This is a genomic window from Chitinophaga rupis (genome assembly GCF_900109685.1).
Classification (GTDB): Bacteria; Bacteroidota; Bacteroidia; order Chitinophagales; family Chitinophagaceae; genus Chitinophaga; species Chitinophaga rupis.
In genome coordinates this window covers 319198-342526 of the sequence record NZ_FOBB01000002.1, presented here as the reverse complement: position 1 = coordinate 342526, position 23329 = coordinate 319198, and the positions used below count along the sequence as shown (strand labels likewise).

Below are 23329 nucleotides of genomic sequence, written 5' to 3'. Positions count from 1 at the left end.
TTCATGCAATGTTTCATCTTATATCCCCCTCAAAAAAGTCAATAACAAATAAACCCGCTTCATAAACATTCACTATGCCCCTTTTTACTGGCATTCGGCAGATATTACAAAAAATCATATTCCTACCACAAATGAAATTCGCGTGTTAAAAACATGTTACCACCGGATCACCGTTTGCTTTTTTTGTAAATTCATGTAAGAATTACTCAAAATACACACCTATGAACCTTACATTTTACCACCTTGCTCATGATGAAATAAAAACCATGATTGTTTTAGCATCACCTTTCGACTGATCATGCAATTGAAGTACCATTTAAATGAGAATGCATGTCAGCGATAATACGCATGTGAAATAACATGTGAAGTGTGAAATAACAGATTGGATTTTAGAACCAGTGGACTATATCTTTTAAATACGGCCCTATTTTAATCTTTACTCCCTTGAGAAGATTGAAAAACCTTTTTTGCCTTTATTGAAATCACCTTGCCTGGTTACACCTATAAGTAGTTTTAATATATATTTTTTTTGAGAACCCATCCAGGCAAATAGGCCGTATATATAGGAACAATAGAACCAACTATTTGCAATAACCATAGAACTATCCGGTATCGAACATAAAAAACCCTTGTATCTAACAGTCTTACACTACCTGTTTACATTGGTATGCTTTGCCGGAATAAAATCATAACCATGGGAAAAATAAAAATTATCGGAGTGACTCCCCTGGAGCAACCGGATGCAGGCCTTGTATTGGCCTTGCTGAAAGCAAAAGCCTTACCTGTACTTCATTTGGGCCGTGATCTGTCAAAAGCCCAGGCCGCACTGAACACCATTACCGCAAAAACCAGCCAGCCGTTCGGTGTATGTTTTGCAGATGAGCAGCTGGCCTCCATTTCCCTGCCGGCACAGGTTACACTGGCAATTATTCCTTATGGTTTTAAAATAACGTTACCCAAACATGTAGCAACTTATTACCAGGTACATACGGTTGGTGAGGCGCACAAAGCCAAAGCAGCCAATGCACAGGGCATTATTATAAAAGGAAATGAAGGCGCAGGCACCGTGAGCGACGAATCATCCTACATCCTGTTCCAGCGCGTGGTGCGGGAAATAAGCGGACTGGAAATATGGGTGCAGGGCGGCGTAGGCATACATACCGCCGCAGCGCTGGCAGCTACCGGCGCTACCGGTGTGGTGCTGGACAGCCAGCTGGTATTATTCCCGGAAAGCAATGTACCTGCCCCCATTAAAAATATATGTGAAAAGCTGAATGGTAATGAAACCCGCGTAATAGATCATTACCGTGTGCTGGCAAGGCCCAATTCACCCCTGTTGCCTGAAAAGGCCACCCAGCAGGACTTAGCGCCTTACCTGGGTATAACGGATATGGATAAAGGTTACCTGCCCTTAGGCCAGGATATAGCCATTGGTATTGACCTGGCATTACGTTACAAAAAATTGAACCGCTTAATATTTGGTTTGCAGGAAGCCGCTTACGGCCACCTGCAGCAAGCCAAAGCATTAAATGTATTAAGCCCGGGTAATGCCTTATCCAAAGAGCTGAACATCCCCTATCCTATTGCACAAGGCCCCATGACCCGTGTGAGTGATGTACCTGCCTTTGCCGCCGCAGTAGCGGATGCGGGCGGGCTGCCCTTTGTAGCGCTTTCCTTATTAAAAGGCGAACCCGCCAGAAAGCTGATCCAGCAAACCAAAACCCTGGCAGGCAACAAACCCTGGGGCGTAGGCATCCTGGGATTTGCGCCGCCTGAATTACGGGAAGAGCAGATCGCTTATATTAAAGATGAAAAACCACCCATCGTATTAATAGCCGGCGGCCGGCCTTCACAGGCTAAGTCGCTGGAGCAGGCAGGCATTAAAACCTACCTGCATGTACCTTCCACTTCTTTGCTGGATATGTTCATTAAAGAAGGAGCTAAACGTTTTGTGTTTGAAGGGCGGGAATGCGGCGGTCACGTAGGCCCCTTATCCAGCCTGGTGTTATGGGAGCGGCAGGTAGAACGCTTGCTGCAGGAAGAGCATGCCGACCAGTTCAGTGTATTCTTTGCCGGTGGTATTCACGATGCATTGTCAGCCGCCTTTATTTCCGTAATGGCAGCACCCTTAGCGGCACGCGGCGTTAAAACCGGCGTACTAATGGGCACCGCCTATATTTATACACAGGAAGCCGTAAGCAGCGGCGCCATCCTGCCCCAGTTCCAGGAACAAGCCATTAACCATAAAGACACCATTTTACTGGAAACCGCACCAGGCCACGAAACCCGCTGCCTGTACACCCCATTTGCCGATTTCTTTAATGAGGAAAAAGAACGTTTACAATTAGCCGGCGCCGATAAAAAAGAAATATGGGCGCAGCTGGAACAGCTGAACGTAGGCCGTTTACGTATAGCCGCCAAAGGTATAGAACGCCGCGGGAATGAGCTGCTGAACATTAACACAGCAGACCAGCTCACGGGTGGCATGTACATGATAGGCCAGGTAGCTGCCTTAAGGGACCGTATCACCACCATTGCTGATCTGCACAAAACGGTAGCAGCAGATAATTATGCCATTATAGAGCAGGCAGCATTACCCGCCGTACCTCATGCGCCGGAAAAAGCGCTGAACGTAGCTATTGTAGGCATGGCCTGCATTTACCCCGGCGCACGCAACATAGAAGAATACTGGCGTAATATTATACTGGGTAAGGATTGTGTGACCGAAGTGCCGGATGAACGCTGGAACAAATCACTTTACTATGATCCCGCATCTACCAACGGGGAAAAAACGCCTTCCAAATGGGGTGGCTTTATTCCTAAGATAGATTTTGATCCCGTAGCCTTTGGCATTCCCCCGCAATCCCTGGCAGCCATTGACCCCACGCAGCTGTTAAGCTTACTGGTGGCCAAACAGGCGCTGGATAACGCGGGTTATGGAGAGCTGAATATTAACCGTGAAAATATATCTGTGATCATTGGTACAGAGGCGGGCACGGACCTGGCCAACAGCTATGGCTTCCGCTCCCTCTTTACCCAGATCTTCGGGGAAATGCCGGCAGAGCTGCATGAAGCATTGCCCAAGCTCACAGAAGACTCTTTCCCCGGTGTGCTGGCCAATGTAATTGCCGGCCGTATCACCAACCGTTTAGACCTGGGCGGGCGTAACTACACGGTAGATGCTGCCTGCGCCTCTTCCCTGGCAGCTATTGACCTGGCCTGCCAGGAGCTGATCCTGGAAAAGTCCGACATGGTAATAGCCGGTGCAGCAGACCTGCACAACAGCATTAATGATTACCTGATGTTTTCCAGCACACACGCTTTAAGCCGCAAAGGCAAATGCGCCACTTTTGATGCTAACGCAGACGGCACTACGCTGGGAGAAGGCATTGCCATGATGGTGCTGAAACGTGTGGAAGATGCCCAGCGCGATGGCGATACCATTTACGCAGTAATAAAAGGTGTAGGCGGCTCCAGCGATGGTAAAAGCCTGGGCCTTACCGCACCACGCAAAGCCGGCCAAACCAGCGCCCTGCAACGGGCCTACGAGCAGGCCGGTATTTCTCCGGTAAGCGTAGGGCTCATAGAGGCACATGGCACCGGCACCGTAGTAGGTGATAAAACAGAGCTGAGCGCTATTTCCGATATGCTCATCCGCTCCGGCGCTACCCATGCACAAACACACCTGGGCTCCGTAAAAACGCAGATAGGGCATACCAAGTGCGCCGCCGGTCTGGCAGGGCTTATTAAAGCAGCGCTATCTGTATACCACGGGGTAAAACCACCTACCCTGCACCTGAAAGATCCCAATAGTTTTTATAATGCAGCAACCAGCCCCTTTGCCTTTAACACGCAAACCGGCATCTGGAACGAGGATAAAAGAGTAGCAGGCATCAGCGCATTTGGTTTTGGCGGCACCAACTTCCATGCAGTGATAGAGAATGATGTGAATACGCCGCAACCTGCCACCGTGCTCAATTCCTGGCCGGCGGAGCTGTTCGTGTTCCGTGGCGCAACGTATGAAGCTGCACAGCAACAGCTGCTGAAAGTAAAAGGCCTGCTGGAAAAAAATGATAACATTCCGTTGAAGGACATTGCCTTCAGCCTTTATAAAAACCACACTTCACCCGTTCAGTTATGTATTGTGGCCGACAGCGCAGACGATCTGCTGCTAAAGCTAGACCTGGCCTTGTCCGGCGCCGCTACCAACGGCGTGTACACCACACAGCAGCTGGAAGGTAAAGTAGCCTTCCTGTTTCCCGGACAGGGCAGCCAGCGGGTTAACATGGCGCGCGAGCTGTTTGTTACCTTCCCGGTAATGCGCCGTTTGCTGAAAGACAAACCGCAGTATGAACAGATCCTGTTCCCCTCCGCTGTTTTTGATGAAACAGCGGCCAAAGCGCAACGCAATGCCATTAAAGACACCCGCCTGGCGCAACCGCTTTTAGGTATGGTGGATCTGGCCATTGCCACCTTTTTACAGGAGCTGGGCATTGTGCCGGATATGCTGGCAGGCCATAGCTATGGTGAGCTGCCGGCCCTGTGCTTTGCCAAAGTGTTTGAAGAAGATCAGCTGCTGCCTTTAAGTGAAAAAAGAGCAGCTTCCATACTGGATGCCATTGGCGCTGATAAAGGCGCTATGCTGGCCCTGAGCTGCCGGGAAGAAGTGTTAACCAGCGCCATTGAAGGCGAAGCCGATGTGTACCTGGTGAACCACAACTCGCCCCTGCAATGGGTAATGGCCGGCACCACACCCGCTATTGCAAGGCTGTCAGCCAAGCTAACAGCCGCTAACATCTCCTTCCAGCCGCTGGAAGTAGCCTGCGCATTCCACAGCCCCCTGCTGTCCGGCGCCAAAGGCTTATTTGCCGATGCGCTGAAGGATGTGAGCTTTAAAACGCCTGCTATTCCCGTATGGTCAAACACCACTGCAGCAGCATACCCTACGGAGCCTGCATCCATTAAGGAAAGGCTGGCAACACACCTGGTACAGCCGGTGCGTTTTACAGAAGAAATAGAACAAATGTATGCACAGGGCGCACGTATATTCATTGAAGTAGGTCCGGGTAAAGTGTTAAGCAACCTTACCAGGTCTATTATAGGTGATGATGAGCTGATCCTGCATACAGAAGATAAAGACCAGCCGGGCATTACCCACCTGCTGCACACCATTGCCCGCTACATGGCAAGTGGCAGAACCGTGCAGCTGGACCGTTTATTTGACGGCCGTAATGCAAAGCAGCTGGACCTGGAAGCCATTGACCAGTATAAAAAACCAAGTACTGTCTGGCTGGTGAACGGGCAGATGGCAGTACCCGCTTACGGAAAGCTGCCAGCCCATGGCGCCATGCCCATTATAACACCACTGGCATTAAAAGGTACGGAGCCTAATACAGTAGTGATCAATAATAATAGTGGTGCGGAACAGATGGTAGAAGCTTACCTGAACAGCCTGAAACATATTGTACAGGCACAGCGCGATGTGATTTTAGGTTACCTGGGCCATACCCCGCAAAGCTTCCACAGCGCAGACCTTCCCATGCAGGACCCGGCGCCCCGCAAGATCATTGCCGTACATACCGATGGTACAAACATCACTAACCTCAGCGATACTTATAATGGCTCCAATGGACATAATGGCAATAACGGCCACCATAGTAACGGGTCAAACGGGCATGCTTACACGAATGGTGTGCAAACCCTGGCCGTGGAAAAAGATGTAAAGGCCATTCTGCTGTCAGTGATCAGCGATAAAACCGGTTACCCGTCGGATATGCTAGGCATGGAAATGGATCTGGAAGCAGACCTGAGCATTGATTCCATTAAACGCATGGAGATTATTGGAGAGCTGAAAACCCGCCTGGGCGGCTTTAATAGCAGCACGCACAGTGAAGAATCGCTGGTTGAGCAGCTGGCAGCCATAAAAACGCTGAAAGGGCTGGTGGACTGGTTAACAACCAACGCACAGGAAAACGCAGCTACCGCACCCGCTCCCATACCCGCAGTTACTATCCAGGCAGCTGCAACACCCTCCAAAGGTTTATCTGTTACTGAGATCCAAACCGTACTCTTAAATGTAGTAAGTGAAAAAACCGGTTACCCGCCGGATATGCTGGGCCTTGAGCTGGACCTGGAAGCAGACCTGAGCATTGACTCCATTAAACGCATGGAGATCATTGGAGAGCTGAAAACCCGCCTGGGTGGCCTGCAGCAGGCCAATGGCAATGGGGAGGAGATGATGGAAAAGCTGGCATCCATAAAAACCTTACAGGGTTTGATCAGCTGGATAGCAGAAAGCACTGCCGGTAATTTTGAACCAGTGCAGGAAGCTAAAAAGATCATTGAAGAAGGTTTTGTAAAAGAGAGCCTGAAGGAAAAGCTTTCCCGCCTGCGCTTTGAGCTTACGCCCTCCGCCATGCAGCGCCTGTCGCCCGCGCAGTTAAAAGGCTTACACTTTGCCATAACAGATGATGGCGGTCCCATTGCAACAGCGGTTAAACAGCTGCTGGAACAGCAGGGCGCACAGGCCTCCATAATAACGGAAGCTGACTCACTGGAAGCCTATCACGGCCTTATTATACTGGATATTTTCTCCTCGCCAAAAAGAAACGATATTATCACCTCCGTTTCCATGGTGAAGAAGCTGGATTTTGAGAAAGTGAAATGGGTATATGCCCTCTCTGATTTTGACGGGCATGTAACACAAGCGGCAGATCACCTGTTGCTGCAGCACTTCCAGGGTTACAGCGGCTTTTTCAAAAGCCTGGATAAAGAGTATGAGCATACTACCTGCCGTACCATTAACCTGGCCAATAAGCTGTCGCCGGAAAAAATTGCCGCCATTGCATTAGATGAAATTCTCCATCCGGAAGGCCCTGCAGAAGTTACCTATCTTAACGGGCAGCGCCAAACGCTGGAACCGGTGCATGCCCCGCTTACCATTGGCACTACGTCCGGCATTCACCTCACCAAACAATCTGTGGTGCTGGTATTCGGCGGTGCACAGGGCATTACAGCGGAGCTGATGATCCGTTTCTCTAAAGAATATCCCTGTCATTATATCCTGGTAGGCCGCTCTGCCGATCCGCGCAAGCTCTCACAGGAAAGCCTGGTGCATCTTAAAACCAAAGACGAGATCCGCCAGTACCTGGTAGCGCAAGGTGAGCTGAAAAAACCGGCCGACATTGAAAAACGTGCAGCAGAGATCCATAAACATAACCAGATCCTGAATACCCTCACAGCTCTGGAACACAACGGCGCTACGGTTAGCTATCATTCGCTTGACCTGCGGGATGAAGCCGCCCTGCGCGCTTTCATGAGCCAGGTGTATAAAGAGTATGGCCGTATTGATGGCGTGGTGCATGGCGCCGGCCTGCTGGAAGATAAGCTGTTTCACCAGAAAACACCGGAATCCTTTGAGCGCGTATTCTCCACCAAAGTAACACCGTTGCGCGTGCTGGCTGAACACCTGAATGCAGATACGCAGTTCGTGGTCCTGTTCTCCAGCGTAGCCTCTGTATATGGTAACCGCGGGCAAACGGATTATGCAGCCGCCAACAGTGTAATGGACCGTTATGCACGGGTGTTGAAACAGCAGCTGAAAGCTAAGGTGATGGCCATTAACTGGGGCCCCTGGAAAGGCACCGGCATGGTATCCCCTTCGCTGGAAAAGGAATACGAACGCCGTGGCATAGCCTTAATACCACTGGGCGATGGTATGGAAACCTTTATTGATGAACTGAAGTATGGCAATGAAAGCCAGGTAGTGATCATGGCCGGTAATGTTACTTTCTGATAAAGAAAGAGGGAAATAAATCATAAAAATGGACCACAACATAGACGTAGCTATCATAGGTATGTCCTGCATTTTCCCGGGCGCCCCTGATGTAGCTGCTTTCTGGAAAAATATCATCAACAGGGTAGATGCGATACAGACCGTACCGGAAAACCGGATGGAGAGTATGTTCTTTGACGGGGAGGTAGCGGTAGACCGGTTCTACTGCCGGCGCGGCGGGTTTATAGATGATTTTGCGGAATTTGATCCTATACAATTTGGCATACTGCCGCTGGTAGTGGAAAGCACGGAGCCGGAGCAGCTGCTGGCCCTACACCTGGCCCATAAAGCGCTGAATGATGCCGGTGTGTTTGAAAAGAATTTATCGCTGGAAAAAACAGGCATCATCATTGGCAAAGGGAACTACCCCGGACCCGGCGCAGTAAGAGGTATTGAAATTATTAGAACTGGTGAACAAATAGTACGGGTATTGCAGCACCTGCTACCCAATTTAAGATCAGAAGAATTAGACCTGGTAAAAAAAGAGTTCCAGGTAAAGAAAGGCCGCTTTGGCCCGGATACGGCCATGGGCCTGATCCCTAACCTGGTAGCCTCTCTGGTGGCTAACCGCCTGAACCTGGGTGGCACAGCGTATACCATTGATGCCGCCTGTGCAAGCTCCCTCATAGCAGTAGATCATGCCGTGCAGGAGCTGAGCAGCCGCCGCTCTGATATGGTAATAGCCGGCGGCGTGCATGCCTCGCAGAATGCGCCTTTCTGGAGCATCTTCACCCAGCTGGGCGCCTTATCACGCAACCAGCAGATCAGGCCTTTTGACCAGCGTGCAGATGGCGTGATCATTGGGGAAGGCTGCGGCTTTGTAGTGCTGAAAAGACTGGAAGATGCCATCCGCGACGGACATCGTATATACGCTGTCGTTAAGGGTGTAGGCGTATCCAGCGATGGCGCAGGCGTAAGCGTAATGAGCCCCTCCGTAAAAGGGCAAACAAAAGCCATTCTGCAAGCCTGGCAGCAGGCCGGCGCTGACCTGCGTGATATTGGTTTAATAGAAGCGCACGGCACCGCCACCCAGCTGGGCGACAAAACAGAGCTGGAAACCCTGCTGAATGTATTTGGCAGCGCAACGGATCTGCCCAAAGCAGGCATTGGCACCATCAAATCCATGATAGGCCATGCCATGCCCGCAGCCGGTATAGCAGGGCTTATTAAAACCGCGCTGGCACTGCATCACGGCCAGCTGCCCCCCACCCTGCATTGTGAAGAACCCTTACCTTTTATGGAAAAAACACGGTTCACACCTATACACTACGCAACGCCCTGGGATGAAACCAGGCTGCCGCGCCGTGCCGGGGTGAACGCGTTTGGCTTTGGTGGCATTAATGCACACGTAGTAATGGAAGCCGTAGCTATCCAGGAAGGTATTGCTAAAAAACAATTCAACGGCATAGGCGCTGCAGCGCAAAAAGATGCGGTGCTGTTACTGGCAAGGCCCAATAAAGCCGCGCTGCTGCAGGCATTGGAAACCAATGAAACCTTTACCGGTGAAGGCGCTTACCGCATAGCCATTTTTGATCCCACACCGGAACGTATACAACGCGCTCTAAAAATTGTAAACAAAGATGTGCCCTGGCGTAACCGGCAGGACATCTGGTTCTCCAACGAACCCATGTTATTACAGGGTGGTAAAATAGCCTTCCTGTTCCCGGGGCTGGATGGCCTGGCCGGGGGCGAAACCAGCAGCGTAGCACAGTATTTTAACCTGCCCGGCTTACCGCGGGTAGCCGCCACCGATGGCGTGTTAGGCGCAGCGCAGCAGCAAATGGAGAACAGCGGTATCCTGGATAGCGCCCTGAAGCGCTTAGGCGTACAACCGCACCTGAATGCAGGGCATAGCCTGGGTGAGTGGCTGGCAGGCCGCGCCGCTGAAATGGTAACAGAGCAATCACTGTTACGCCTGCAGGCGCAGCTGGACCCTACCCTGTTTGAACAAAAGAACGCTACCTTTTTGGTAGCAGGCTGCGGCTACGAACGGCTAAAACCATTGCTGGCCGCCACTAAGGACATTTACCTTTCTATTGATAATTGCCCGCAGCAGGTGATCCTTTGCGGCACCAATGAAGCGGTGGAAGAATTTATCCATACCTTAAAAGCAGAACAGGTCTTTTACCAGGTGCTGCCCTTCCAGTCAGGCTTTCACTCCCCCTTTGTAAAAGACAAGCTGGAGCTGCTGCTGGATGGTATGAACCAGTTAGAATTCCAGCAGGCGTCAGTACCGGTATGGTCTGCCACTACATTAACCACTTACCCGGATGATGTTGCCGCCATCCGCGCGCTGAGCGTGGAGCATTTGGTAGAACCGGTGCGCTTCCGGGAGCTTACAGAGAAATTGTATGAAACCGGTGTACGTGTATTCGTACAGGTAGGCGCCGGTGGTTTAATAGGTTTTGTGGATGATACGCTGAAACAAAAAAATTACAGCGCCGTAGCCGCCAGCGTGCCCACCCGCTCCGGCCTCACACAGCTGCAACGCGTACTGGCTGCCCTGTTTGTAGAAGGCCAGGCCGTGGACAGTTCATTTATGGAAGCACCTGCAACTGCCGCTTCCACTATAAAAAGCAAACCGGCTAATCGCCCTATAAAGCTGCAATTAGGCTCTCCCATTGTGCGGGAGCTGCCTTCCCTGAAAAAGCTATCGGTACCGGCTGCCAACCGCAGCGCAGTGCCGGAAACAGCAGCCTCCCCGCTGATGCAGGCTTTGCTGAACAATTTTGCAGAGATCTCCGACATACAGCAATCCGTAATGGAAATATTCCAGCAAAAGGCTACCCATCGCAATGGCACTAACGGCCATGCCCATACGGCGATGCATGCTGCCCCACTGCAAAAACAGCCGCTGGTAAAAAAGCTGGATGTATCGCTGGATACGCATCCTTACCTCATAGACCATTCCCTGATACGCCAACGGCCGGGCTGGCATTGTGCAGATGACTGTGAGCCCGTGATACCCATGACCATGATCCTTGAAATGTTTGGCGATATAGCCAAAGAGAACGCGCCCGGCATGGAAGTACAAAAGATCATGCAGGTAAAAGTGTTCCAGTGGATGAATGTGGCCACCCCCTTCCGCGAAACCGTAAAAGGAGAATGGAAAGCACCTGACCGTATTTACCTGGACCTGGAAAAATATGCCAATGCAGAAGTACATTTATCACAGCAATATGGCACGCCGGAAAAAACGGCAGCAGATATTGGTACGCCTTTGCAGATTACTATCACGCCGCAGCAGATCTACTCCCAGCGCATGTTTCACGGCCCTGCATACCAGGGTATTACCGAAGTAAAGGTAATTGCTGAAAAAGGTATTGCCGGTATTATTGAAGGCGGCGCCGGCAAAGGCTCCCTGCTGGATAATGCCGGGCAGCTGTTTGGATTATGGCTGCAGCTGACCCTGCCAAAAGACCGTATAGCCTTCCCAGTTAAGATCCAGGAAGTAGAGTTCTACCAGCAGATGGAAGACCAGCAGGGCAGCTTTGAATGCACCTGCCAGCTAACTTCCCTGAACGATGAATTTGCATTTGCAGATTTTATCCTGAAACGGGATGATAAGGTATGGGCCATCATCCGCGGCTGGCAGAACCGCCGCCTGGAAATTGATGAACCGCTGTGGAATGCGCTCATCTCCCCCAAACATACGCTGGCAAAAGAAATTGTGCCTGGTGTGTTTATGTTCCACAACGCTTACAGCCGCGTGAACTCCTGGGATTTTATTGTGAAACGTTACTTTAACCAGGAGGAGAAAAAACATCATAACAGCATGCCCCTGCATAAAAAGAAAGAATGGGTCATTAGCCGGGTAGCCGTAAAAGATGCAGTAAAAGCCCTGCTGCTGGAAGCAGGTAACCTGTATTACCCGGTGGAATTTGCCATCAGGTCCAATGAAGCAGGCCAGCCCTTTACGGAGGGCGACATGACGGGCAATGTACACATTTCCCTGGCGCATAAAAATACAGATGCCGTAGCCATTGCCCGCTTTGGCAAACCCGTAGGCATTGATATAGAAGAAATACGGGAGCACAACACCGCTTTTGAAGGGCTGGTATTTGATCCCTCAGAGCTGGCGCTGCTGGGTAACCGCAACCATGCGGAGTGGCTTACCCGCTACTGGGTAGCCAAAGAAGCCTATGGCAAATCACTGGGCAAAGGCCTGCAGGGCAACCCCAAGGCTTATGTGGTAGAGGCCATTAACGGCGAAACCTTAACCATACAAGGCGTACACATTCAAACTATTCAATACAAAAACTACATTATCGGATGGACCAGTTAACACAACCCGCTAAGCTGAGCGAAGCAGAGATCCTGCCTGTACTGAAACAATTCATCACAGAAGTAATAGGTGAAGAATTTGTGGAAGACCTGGATATTACAGCAGCCAGCTCCTTTACCAAAGACCTGGAAATGGACAGCATTGAGATCGTAGCCTTTTCTGAAAAAGTAAAAAACCATTTCGGCAAAGACATTGATTTTACCGGCTGGTTATCCAATATGGACCTGGACCAGATCATTAGCCTGAACCTGGGCGATATTACCAAATACATCCAGTCATGCCTGTAGTGGACCTGCCACATACACGCATTCACCTGCAGGAGATGAACAAGGGAGCAGCCGAAACCGTGTTAATGGTACATGGCATGTTCACCAATCTCTCTATCTGGTACTTTAATATTGCGCCCATACTGGCAGAACGCTACCATGTGGTATTGTATGATCTGAAAGGCCACGGTATGAGCGGCCGTTCGCAGCATGGTTACGACCTGCAATCCATGAGCGATGAGCTGTTAGCGCTAATGGACGCTTTACAGCTAACATCCGTGTACCTGGCCGGTTACAGCTATGGCGGCTTAATAGCCCTGAAAACAGCCATCCGCCACCCGGAAAAAATTAAAAAGCTGGCGGTGATCGAAAGCCCCAATCCTTATGAGCAGGAAACCATGAACGTAGTGGATGTGTATAGCAAAGAGTTGCTGGTACACTTCGTGAACGGGCAGGGCGACCACTCCCCTGCAAAAATGGGCAAACGGCAGCTGGAACGCCGGCACCGGCTCTACGAATTCCTGTTAAAGGAAAGCACCATCCGGCAGGATATGCAGCAGGAAAGGCATTTCTTCAGCAACGGAGGTATTAAAGACATACCGCACGAAACGCTGCTTATTTACGGTAAGGATTCCGACTGTGTAAGCGCCGGGCTGGAGCTGCAGGAAAAAATAAAAGATGCCCGTTTACTCTTTGTGAACGGCGATCATAACATACCGGTGCAGGAGCCTTTTACCATTGGCAATGCACTGAAAGATTTTTTTTACACTCAAGAATAACCATAACGGCTATGGCAAAATTTGCTTTTGTTGTTCCTCCATTAACGGGCCATATTAATCCAACACTGAGCGTAGGCGCGGAATTGCTGCTGCGCGGGCATGAAGTGGGCTGGATAAGCCTGGAACCTGCCCTGCAGGAAAAACTGCCGCCCGGCGGACAGCTGCTGCTGATCCAGTATGATGAAACAAATAATGGAGAAGAGAACCAGCCCTACATGGATGCTATCCAGCAAAAGAATGTGTACGGCGTGGAAAGCATTAAATTCCTGTATGACGATGTGCTGGTGCCGCTGAACAGGTATATGTTTCCCGGCATTATGGAGTGGCTGGATACTTTTCAGCCGGATGTGGTGATCAATGACCATGAGCTGTTTGCCGGCGCCATGGCAGCCGTTAAAAAGGGCATTCCCTATGCCACCGCCGTTACAGCGCCTGCCGCAGTACGCGCCATGGACAATCTGCCCAAAGTAAAGGAATGGGGCGATCAGCGTATAGTAGCCTTACAGCTATCATTAGGCTTAACAGCTACACAACCCATCCAGTGTTCGGACCAGCTTACGCTGGTATTTACCTCTAAAACATTTTTTGGCGATAAAGAATTACCGGACTATTACCAGTTTGTAGGGCCGGTAATTGCGCACCGCCCGGCTAATATTCCCTTTGAATGGGAACGGTTTTACCATATGGGCCAGCCGCATAAAGTGCTGGTATCAATAGGTACCACCTTTGACCATACCTATAAAAAAGATTTCTTCAGCAAAGTATGCACCGCATTGGGTAATGAGCCACTCACGGTAGTAGTAGTATCTGACCCCGCGCTTTTTGATACCTGGCCGGATAATTTTATTGTACAGGAAAAAGTGCCGCAGCTTGGGCTGCTGCCTTACCTGGATGCCGTAGTATGCCATGGCGGGCATAATACCGTGTGTGAAACGCTGGCCCATCATCTGCCGCTGGTAGTGATACCCATTGCATACGATCAGTCTTTTGTAGCCGGCTGCGTAACCGCTACGGAAAGCGGCGTACGGCTGAACTTTAAACGTTTTAAAGCAGAACATTTGAAAAATGCAGTGTGGGATGTGCTGCAGGATCCGAAATACGCGGCAGCAGCGCAACAGGTGAAAACATCTTTTGAAAATGCAGGCGGCACCGGCAGAACAGCGGCTTTGCTGGAAGAGCTGGCGGTGAGCGGTCCACTGACCACTGTCCACAGTCCACAGTCTTTAACACAACAATTGTAGATCAATATAAAGCCCGGCGGGCTTTTCGCGGACAGTGGTCCGTGGTCTGCCGTAGTCCAACAAAACACGATCCATGAAAAAATACCTATTCGTTGTCCCTCCCTTCTTCGGGCATATCAGCCCTACGCTCAGCGTAGGCGCCAGCCTGTTAGCCCGCGGCCATAAAGTAGCCTGGGTAGGCATCCAGGAAATTGCCGCCAAACATGTACCTGCCGGTGGCGAGTTCATTGTACCGCATGCGGAGCTGGAAGAACATTTACCTGAAATACAACGGATATTAAAACGGCAGGACGATGGCCCGCATATTTCAGGAGCCGAAACCCTGAAGCTGGCGCTGGAAGAAACCTATATGCCCTTTTGCCGCTTCATTATGAAAGGCCTGGAGCGCATTGTAGACGAGTTTCAGCCGGATGTGATCGTGAGCGACTGTATCACCTTCGCCGGTGCTATTTGCGCGCACAACAAAGGCATTCCCTGTGTAACTACCACCCCTGTGCCGCCGGATGTGGGAGGCGATGCAATGAGCGCGCCCAAGGTGCATGCCTGGTGGGTGCATAACATTCTTTCCCTGCAGCAGGAGTTTGGTATTTATACGCCGCAGGCGATCGTAAACTCTAATCAGCTGAACCTGGTGTTCACTTCGCAAACATTTGCCAATGTGCCTAACGCACCCGCACATATGAAATTTGTGGGGCCGGTAAAAGGCCGCCCCAATGAAACACCGTTCGACTGGGAACGCCTGCGTAAGGTAACCACGCCAAAGGTATATGTATCCCTGGGCACGCTGCTGGTAGATATTCGTAAGGAGTTTTTCAGCAAGCTGATAGAAGCCTTTGCAGATCAGCCTTTGACTATTATTGCCGCCACCAGCCCTGATATTTTTGAAACCTGGCCGGATAATTTTATTGTGCAGGGTTTTGTACCGCAATCTGAGCTGATGGCGGAAATGGATGCTGTGATCTGTCATGGTGGTTTTAACACGGTGAACGATACTTTCGTGAACGGCCTGCCCATGCTCATTACCCCCATTGCCTACGATCATTTTCATACCGCATCCCTGATAGAAAAGGCCGGCTGTGGCATTAAGCTGCGCTATAAACGCCTACGGGTAAACGATCTTAAAACAGCCATGTGGGAGCTGCTTAACAATCCGCAGTACCGCAGGGCCGCACAGCGTATCCGCGAAACCTTTGTACAGGCCGGCGGTAATGATAAAGCAGTGGAATACCTGGAAAGCTTTGCAGCAGAGGCTAAGATGGTAGCGTTCTAGTCCATAGACTACTGCAAAACGGATAGGCTTCTAATATTACGCAGATCAGCAAATTGAAATATGCTATGGACCATGGACCATCGACTATGGACTATACAAAAATTAAAACATGAAACGTAAACTACTTTTCCTGGAGCGCTTCATTTATGGAGATGGCATCATTCCCAAGAATATCACCTTTACGGTAAAGATTAACGGCTCCTTTACAGAAGTGGCGTTGCGGAATGCGCTGGCTAAGATCCAGGCCCGGCATCCATTGCTGACTGTAGGTGTGCAGGAAGATAGCAAAGGACAGCCCTGGTTTGTATCTCCCATGCCGGTGCCGGATATCCCGGTGCGCATCCTCACACGTACATCGGATGAGGACTGGATGCGGGAATCTGAAAAGGAATGCCAGCAACGGTTTGATATGCAAAATGGTCCGCTGCTGCGCATGGTGTGGCTCCGCTCCGCAGAAGTATCGGAGCTCATTATGGTATGCCATCACTGTATTTGCGACGGCGCCTCCATTGTAACCTTGTACAAGGAAATGCTTACGTTGCTGGATCAGCCGGACCTGGCCATTGGGCAATATGAAACATTTAATACAGTAGAGGACCTGGTACCGGAAGCTATTTTATCAGACAAAAAATTACAGCGTAAAGGCAAGGTCACAGCGGCCATTTTACGTTTGTTCCTGCTTTTTGTATCCGGCAAAAAACAGATCCGCTGGGGTAAGGATTATACGGTGCGCTGGAAAATGGACAAAGCTGCAACCGCAGCCCTGGTAAGGCGTTGCAAGGTACAGCATACTACTATGCACGCAGCTTTATGTACAGCATTCCTGCTTGCGTTCCGTCATGTAAGAGGCAGCAAAAATGTAAAGAACCAGGTATTTTGCCCGGTCAACCTGCGGCGTTATATCCCGGAAATAAAAGATGATATGCTGTTTGGTTTTGCCACCAGCACTACCTTATCTATTGATAAAGATCCCATGCTGGATTTCCAGGAGCAGGTAAAGCGGCTGAATAACCGCCTGTCGGAAAAGCTCTCCAACCTGAAGGTGTATGAGGAGATCATGCTTAATGAATACCTGCACCCGGTAGTAAAAAAATTATCGCAGTACCTGGGCACGGCCAGGGGCAATAATGATCTTACGTTCTCCAATATGGGCCGGCTGGATATACCAAAAAAATTCAGCTCCTTTGAAGTAGAGGCGGTACACAATCCCATTCTCATCTTTAAATCAGCCAATCCGAACGGCATTATTGCCAGCACATTTGATGAACAATTAAATTTCTCTTTCCTCTCTAACGATGCGTATTTGTCGTATGAAGAGGCCAGCGCCATCCGGGATAAAGCCATGGAGCTTTTACTGGAAGGAAAACGGGTACCTGAAGCAGTGCAATTGGTGTAAAGGGTGAAGATGATCAACTGATGCCGGTATGCCACCACTGCATTTGCAACACAGCTCTTATTCAACACATGGATGTCGGCGCCCAGGCTGGCCGTTATGAATACCTTATAAAAAATTAAATCTCAACGGATGAAACGAAAACTCATCATCGGTGAAAGGATCATGTACGGAGATGGCAACACGCCCTTGAACAGCTGTTTTACGGCCAGGATCCGGGGCACTGTTTTCCCGGAAAACCTGCGGCATGCGCTATCCAGGATCCAGGCCAAACATCCGCTGCTGAGCGCGGGCGTGGTCACAGATAAAAAAGGCCACCCCTGGTTCACCACCAATGAGCAGATAACGGCTATACCCGTACGAAAAGTAGCCCGCCATAGTGATAACGACTGGCAGCGGGAATCCATGCAGGAATGGGCTACCCCGTTTGACATGCAGAACGGCCCTTTGTGCCGGGTAGTATGGATCCAGTCGCCGGAGGTATCAGAGCTGATCCTGGTATGCCACCACTGCATTTGCGACGGTGGCTCTGTAGCCACCATCCTGCAGGAGCTGCTTGTCCTGCTGGACCAGCCTGACCTGCCGATGGAACCTTACCTGGCCTTTAATGATATTCACGAGCTGATACCCGCACCTTTTCTGGAGAACAAACAGTTACGGCAAAAGGGCAGGAAATCGAGGGTGCTGGCCTGGCTTACGTTGTCTGTAGTATTGCTGGGCAAAAAGCAGCCGCCTAAAGGCCGTGACTACCTGCTGCACTGGAAGCTCAGCAAAGCACAGTCTGCCGCATTTGTGAGCCGCTGCAAAACAGAAGGCACTACGGTGCATGCAGCCTTAAGCGTGGCGCTACTGCGGGCTTTTAAACAGGTGAAAGGTGAGCAGGCTAAGAATAAGATCATATCGCCGGTGGATATACGCCGTTTTATTACGGCCATCCGCCCGGATCATTTGTTTGCCTACGCCCCTACCGTAAATCTTTCTTTAAGTGAAGATGCACCAGCTTCGGCCAAAGGCTTCTGGGTGCAGGCCTATAAGCTAAAGGATGACCTGGCGGAGAAAATAGCGGAAGTAAATGTGTTTATACAGCTGATGATCGGGGAATATGTACATAGCTCTGCAAAAAAGCTGGTGAAGCTGTTAAAGGTCACCAATGGGAATCATGACGTTACTTTCTCCAATATGGGGCGGTTAAACGTACAGGAGCACTACCAGACCTTCCAGGTGGAAGCTATTATGAGCCCTACGGTGGCTTTTCCCTGGCGCAATCCTAATACCATTGTAACCACTACATTCCGTGGGCAAATGGACTTTGTGTTTATATCGAATGAGAACTTTTTGCCGGAGGCAGAAGCGGTAGCTATAAAGGAAGCGGCCATGGCATTAGTGCTGGCGGAGGCGGAAGTGGAAATGGCGGTGGAAAATTAACTTTTCCGTTAACACCTTATTAGCTAAAATGTGCTATCTGTTTTTGTAAATTACTCTTGATATTAAATGAATTTTCCTATTTCATCAGGGGACCGGATTTCCATCCAGTCCCCCTTTTTATTTCCCCCCCACCCAACCACTATACACATCATATAAAAATCGCATCATTAACTTCTGATTAGCATCCCCTCATTCTGTAGCGCGTAATTTTGCCCGGGATTTTTTAATATCTTATTTTGAGGAATAAGGGATCCACCCCGCTCTTTTGCGCGGGGTTCTTTTTTTTATATATTCAGAGCACAGTAATACGCTGCCATCTCTTATATACCTCTATTCTCAGCCATCTGCGTATAGACAAATAAGCATTAGTATATTCAATGCCATACTAATAACCCGCATCATTAACCATTAGCCTTAAACCGCAGGCAGTCATCCGCCGCCCATTAATTTAACCGGTCTTTTGTATCTTGCCGCATGAATTTTAATTCCGCCTTGATAAGAATAATATTCATTACTGTTAGCATTCTTTGTTCCACCCTAAGCCATGCCCAACACCTGTTACGCAAAACCGTAACAGTTAATGTCAAAAAACAACCCCTGGTAAAGGTATTGAACAGCATAGGCGAACAGGGACAGTTCCATTTTTCCTACACCAGCGATGTAGTAAAAAACGACAGCCTGGTTACCCTTTCGGCTGTTAATAAACCCGTAAAACAGATCCTGGATCAGCTCTTCGGCGGCGCTTATCAATACAAGGAAGTAAGCGATCATATCATTATTGTACCTGACTTTTCCAAACAATTCACCATCAGCGGGTATGTACAGGACCGGGAAACCGGCGTAAAAGTGGTGAACGCCACCGTATATGAAAAACAGCAGTTCATTTCCACCCTTACCAACGAACAGGGTTTTTATCGCCTGCGCCTGAAGGGCAGCGACCGCAATGCAGCAACCATCACGGTAAGTAAAGACCTGTACCGCGATACTACCCTTGCCGTGCATGCCGGTGTGGACCAGGAAATGGATATCTCCATAAAACATGCCCCCACCGTAATGCTAATGCCGGTGGATATTGGCGTGGAAAAAACCTGGATGGGTAAGTTCTTCCTTTCGTCCAAACAGCGTATGCAAAGTTTGAACCTCAGCAGCTTTTTTGCAGATAAGCCTTTCCAGTCCTCTATTGTGCCCGGCCTGGGCTCTCATGGCCACCTGGATGCGCAGGTGGTTAACAAAGTTTCATTCAACCTGATAGGTGGCTATGCCGCAGGGCTGAATGGCGTTGAAGTAGGCAGCATTTTTAATATCGATAAAAAGGATGTGCAGTACGTGCAGGTAGGCGGCATTTTCAATGTAGTAGGCGGGAAAGTAGTAGGCCTGCAGGCAGCGGGTATCCACAACTATGTGCTGGATACCGTTACAGGCCTGCAGGTAGGCGGTGTGCTGAACATCGTAAAAGGAAAGATGGTGGGGCTGCAGGCAGGTGGTATCTATAACAACACCCGCGATTCTGTAAAAGGGGCACAGGTGGGCGGTGTATTTAACCTCAATGGCAAAAATGTGCAGGGTATGCAGGCAGCCGGTGTGCTGAACCTGGCGAAGGATGATGTGCAGGGATTGCAGGTAGGCGGCGTGAGCAACATATCAGATACCATGCAGGGCTTCCAGGCTGCCGGCGTATTAAACCTGGCTAAAGGGGATATGTACGGCATGCAGGTAGCGGGCCTTGGCAACATAGTGCACGGCACTGCCAAAGGCTTCCAGGTAGCAGGTGTATTTAACTATGCGGATACTTTACGCGGCCTGCAGTTTGCGCTTGTGAATGTGTCCGATACTTCCACCGGTTACAGTATTGGCCTGCTCAACATTGTTAGAAAAGGCGGTATCCACCAGCTCTCTTTATCCACCAACGAGATCACCTTACTGAACCTGACGGTTAAAACAGGCACCAAAAAGCTCTACTCCATTTTTACAGCAGGTTATAACCCCGTGGCTAATAAAAAGGCTTTCCTGTTCGGGTTTGGCCTGGGGCATATTTTTACGTTATCGGATAAAATGTACCTGGCTGCGGAGTTCCTCTCCCCCAGCCTGTATCTGGGCAGCTGGGAAAAGTTACAGCCTCTGGTACGGTTGCAGCCTTTACTGCATTACCGGCTAAACCGTCTGTGTAGTGTGTTTGCAGGTCCTGCATTTACCATTTATTATGATGAGCAGGAGGTTATCCGTAAAACCGGCTACCGTAGCCGCCCGGGCGCAATAGGCTGGAATGCGGGGATCACCATATTTTAATTACGGATTGAGCCGAATGCTGAATGCTAAACGCGAAACACTGTTTGTGTTTTGTTCAATGCACAGCCTAAGGACCTTAGCGTTAAGCATTTGGCGTTAAGCGTTCGGCATTCATTCATAATTCGTAATTTACCCTAAACATTGTCATTACATGAGAACTCTCATTCTAGTACTCCTCCTGATACCCTTTTGCCTGCTTGCGCAACAGGAGCCGGTAGATCAGGCTATGATGCAAAAGATCAGGACTGAAGGCCTGGAGCATTCGCAGATCCCTGTCATTGCGCATTACCTGACGGATGTTAACGGGCCGCGCCTGACTAACTCCCCCGGCTACACGCATGCAGCCAAATGGGTAGTGCAAACCCTTAAACAATGGGGCCTGCAAAACGCTGCCATGGAGCCCTGGGGCCAGTTTGGCAAAAGCTGGAGCCTCACCGGCTCTTACCTGGCGCTGAAAACGCCCTACTACCAGCCGCTTATTGCCTATCCCAAAGCATGGAGCACCGGCACCAAAGGCCCCATCACCGCACCGGTAGTATTGCTGGATACCTTATCTGAAGCTGCTATAGATAAATTAGGAGCCAGCATTAAAGGAAAGATTGTGATAGTACGTCCGCGTGATACAGCGCTGGTATCCAACTTCAAACCCTTTGCCACCCGCTATGCAGATACTACCGACTTTAGCAAGCTGCCTGATATGTATATGTTAGAGCGGGATGACATAGCTAAATACGGCGATTTTTTCCAGAAGCTTTATGCAGTAAGGAAACACCTGGCGGCCAAAGGCGCCGCAGCCTTACTGAATGCCAATCTGCATGGCAGGGACGGCACCATTTTCGCAGATGGCCGTATGTACTACGCCAAGGGTTATACGTCGCCTTTACCGGAAGTAACCGTTTCCACAGAAGATATGCTGCGTTTATACCGCCTGCTGCGCTCCTCACAGCCCGTACAGCTGGAAATGAATGTAAAAGCCAAATGGGACAGCACAGATACCAAAGGTTACAATGTTGTAGGTGAAATACCGGGTACAGATAACGAGCTGAAAAACCAGGTAGTAATGCTGGGCGGCCACCTGGATTCCTGGCATAGCGGCACCGGTGCTACCGATGATGGCGCGGGCTGTATTGTGATGATGGAAGTAATGCGCATTTTAAAAACACTGGGCGTACAGCCTAAACGCACCATCCGTATTGCACTGTGGGGCGGTGAAGAGCAGGGACTGTTAGGTTCTTTTGGTTATGTGAAAAAGCATTATGGCAACCCTGCAGATATGAAATTAACGGCGGAGCAGAAAAATGTATCGGCCTATTATAACCTGGATAATGGCTCCGGTAAGATCAGGGGTATTTATTTGCAGAACAATGAAGCGGCAGGCCCTATTTTCCGCAGCTGGCTGGAACCCTTTGCAGACCTGGGCGCTACCGGCATTACCAGCAGCAATACCGGCTCTACAGACCACCTTTCATTTGATGCAGTAGGCATTCCCGGCTTCCAGTTTATACAGGATCCGCTGGAATATGAAACCAAAACGCATCACAGCAACATGGATACCTACGATCATTTATCTATGGATGATATGAAACAGGCGGCTACCATTATTGCAGCCTTTGTGTATAATACAGCTATGCGGCCGGAAATGATGCCCCGTAAGCCTTTGCCGCAGCCATCGCGTTTTGTGTTTGACCTGGATTTCCCGTTGTAATTAACGGATACGGTTGTTATTAATTTGTTTTGCGGAGGATGGGTCTGTCTGATAAGTGAGTACAGATCCATCCTTCAATATTTCCACCACACGGTAACCCTTATACGCAGTACCCCAGGTGCCGGCCACATGTGAATCCCAGAAATAATACTTTCCGTCTTTTTCACGCATGCCATCCTCATCATGGTCATGCCCGTGGAAAACAGCTTTGAGATTAGCCTGGCGGCTGAACAGCTCCACAATGTCCGGCCGGTCAATACCGTATTTGGTCCACTTTACCGGCGTAATGTGCATGAACACAAATACCTGCTGCTTATCCTTGTAAGCATCCAGGAAAGCCTGTGTTTTTGCCAGGTCAGGGCCGGTGTATACCCCTTTTATATCCGCTGTATTAAGGGTAATGAAACCAATATCTTTTTTAGTGAACGCATGATCAAAGGGCGTTCCCCATACTGACTGCCAGTTTGCTTCCTCCGTCATATCATGGTTGCCATGCGATACATAATAGGGCACGGATAATTGATCCCAGGCGGCTTTTACGCCCGGCAGCAAAGCAGGATCGTTATGAAAAAGGTCCCCGTTGATCATTACAAAATCCAGCCCGCGGCCTTTGGCTTCTGCATTAAGCCAGTCCGTCATTTGCCGGTGCAGCACTGCATATTCCGACTTAGGTTCTCCAAAATGCCCGTCAGATGCCAGTGCAAAACGCAGCTTTACATTCTTACGGTCAGGCAATGAAAAGTTGTCCGGCATAAATGCAGGCAAAGCATTGCCCATGCCGATCAGGATCACGCTTTTGATGGTAGATTGTAAGAACTTTCTGCGGGAAAGAGTCATAACGGGCG

Annotated in this window: 11 protein-coding genes; 10 read left to right on the top strand and 1 reads right to left on the bottom strand. The window is 49.8% G+C overall.

Annotated features, from left to right (window positions below):
- Positions 1–694: 694 nt before the first annotated feature.
- The 10 genes from BMZ54_RS08660 (at position 695) to BMZ54_RS08615 (ending at position 22484) form a co-directional block, all read left to right on the top strand.
- The gene (locus BMZ54_RS08660; RefSeq protein ID WP_089909262.1) at positions 695–7795 is read left to right on the top strand and encodes a type I polyketide synthase; all 7101 of its coding nucleotides are present in this window, start codon (positions 695–697) and stop codon (positions 7793–7795) included.
- A 28-nt stretch (positions 7796–7823) separates the two neighbouring features.
- Positions 7824–12119: a type I polyketide synthase gene (locus tag BMZ54_RS08655; RefSeq protein ID WP_089909259.1), complete on the top strand. Its 4296-nt coding sequence runs from the start codon at positions 7824–7826 to the stop codon at positions 12117–12119.
- On the top strand, positions 12107–12406 hold the full coding sequence (locus BMZ54_RS08650; RefSeq protein WP_089909256.1) for an acyl carrier protein: 300 nt from the start codon (positions 12107–12109) through the stop codon (positions 12404–12406). The genes BMZ54_RS08655 and BMZ54_RS08650 overlap by 13 nt, the downstream gene beginning before the upstream one ends.
- Positions 12397–13164 carry an alpha/beta fold hydrolase gene (locus tag BMZ54_RS08645; protein WP_089909253.1) on the top strand — a complete coding sequence of 256 codons (768 nt, stop codon included), beginning with the start codon at positions 12397–12399 and terminating at the stop codon, positions 13162–13164. The genes BMZ54_RS08650 and BMZ54_RS08645 overlap by 10 nt, the downstream gene beginning before the upstream one ends.
- 11 nt (positions 13165–13175) lie before the next feature.
- Positions 13176–14405, top strand: coding sequence for a glycosyltransferase (locus BMZ54_RS08640; RefSeq protein WP_089909250.1), 1230 nt, complete (start codon positions 13176–13178; stop codon positions 14403–14405).
- Between the two features lie 73 nt (positions 14406–14478).
- Positions 14479–15675, top strand: a complete 1197-nt coding sequence (locus BMZ54_RS08635; protein WP_089909247.1) for a glycosyltransferase — start codon at positions 14479–14481, stop codon at positions 15673–15675.
- A 109-nt stretch (positions 15676–15784) separates the two neighbouring features.
- Positions 15785–17071, top strand: coding sequence for a condensation domain-containing protein (locus tag BMZ54_RS08630; protein WP_089909244.1), 1287 nt, complete (start codon positions 15785–15787; stop codon positions 17069–17071).
- 129 nt (positions 17072–17200) lie between these two features.
- A complete protein-coding gene (locus BMZ54_RS08625) occupies positions 17201–18493 on the top strand; it encodes a condensation domain-containing protein (protein ID WP_089909241.1) in 1293 nt (430 codons plus the stop codon).
- A gap of 492 nt (positions 18494–18985) precedes the next feature.
- Positions 18986–20779 (top strand): STN and carboxypeptidase regulatory-like domain-containing protein, encoded by a 1794-nt coding sequence (locus BMZ54_RS08620; RefSeq protein WP_143080941.1) that lies wholly within the window; start codon positions 18986–18988, stop codon positions 20777–20779.
- Between the two features lie 151 nt (positions 20780–20930).
- On the top strand, positions 20931–22484 hold the full coding sequence (locus BMZ54_RS08615) for a M20/M25/M40 family metallo-hydrolase (protein WP_089909234.1): 1554 nt from the start codon (positions 20931–20933) through the stop codon (positions 22482–22484).
- Here BMZ54_RS08615 and BMZ54_RS08610 read toward each other — a convergent pair whose 3' ends face one another.
- Positions 22485–23321 (bottom strand): metallophosphoesterase family protein, encoded by an 837-nt coding sequence (locus BMZ54_RS08610; RefSeq protein WP_089909231.1) that lies wholly within the window; start codon positions 23319–23321, stop codon positions 22485–22487.
- Between the last annotated feature and the right edge of the window lie 8 nt (positions 23322–23329).

Coding starts and splice junctions, on each gene's coding strand:
- BMZ54_RS08650 (WP_089909256.1), top strand. CDS start 12,107: ATGGACCAGTTAACACAACCCGCTAAGCTGAGCGAAGCAGAGATCCTG.
- BMZ54_RS08660 (WP_089909262.1), top strand. CDS start 695: ATGGGAAAAATAAAAATTATCGGAGTGACTCCCCTGGAGCAACCGGAT.
- BMZ54_RS08610 (WP_089909231.1), bottom strand. CDS start 23,321: ATGACTCTTTCCCGCAGAAAGTTCTTACAATCTACCATCAAAAGCGTG.
- BMZ54_RS08640 (WP_089909250.1), top strand. CDS start 13,176: ATGGCAAAATTTGCTTTTGTTGTTCCTCCATTAACGGGCCATATTAAT.
- BMZ54_RS08630 (WP_089909244.1), top strand. CDS start 15,785: ATGAAACGTAAACTACTTTTCCTGGAGCGCTTCATTTATGGAGATGGC.
- BMZ54_RS08635 (WP_089909247.1), top strand. CDS start 14,479: ATGAAAAAATACCTATTCGTTGTCCCTCCCTTCTTCGGGCATATCAGC.
- BMZ54_RS08615 (WP_089909234.1), top strand. CDS start 20,931: ATGAGAACTCTCATTCTAGTACTCCTCCTGATACCCTTTTGCCTGCTT.
- BMZ54_RS08625 (WP_089909241.1), top strand. CDS start 17,201: ATGAAACGAAAACTCATCATCGGTGAAAGGATCATGTACGGAGATGGC.
- BMZ54_RS08655 (WP_089909259.1), top strand. CDS start 7,824: ATGGACCACAACATAGACGTAGCTATCATAGGTATGTCCTGCATTTTC.
- BMZ54_RS08645 (WP_089909253.1), top strand. CDS start 12,397: ATGCCTGTAGTGGACCTGCCACATACACGCATTCACCTGCAGGAGATG.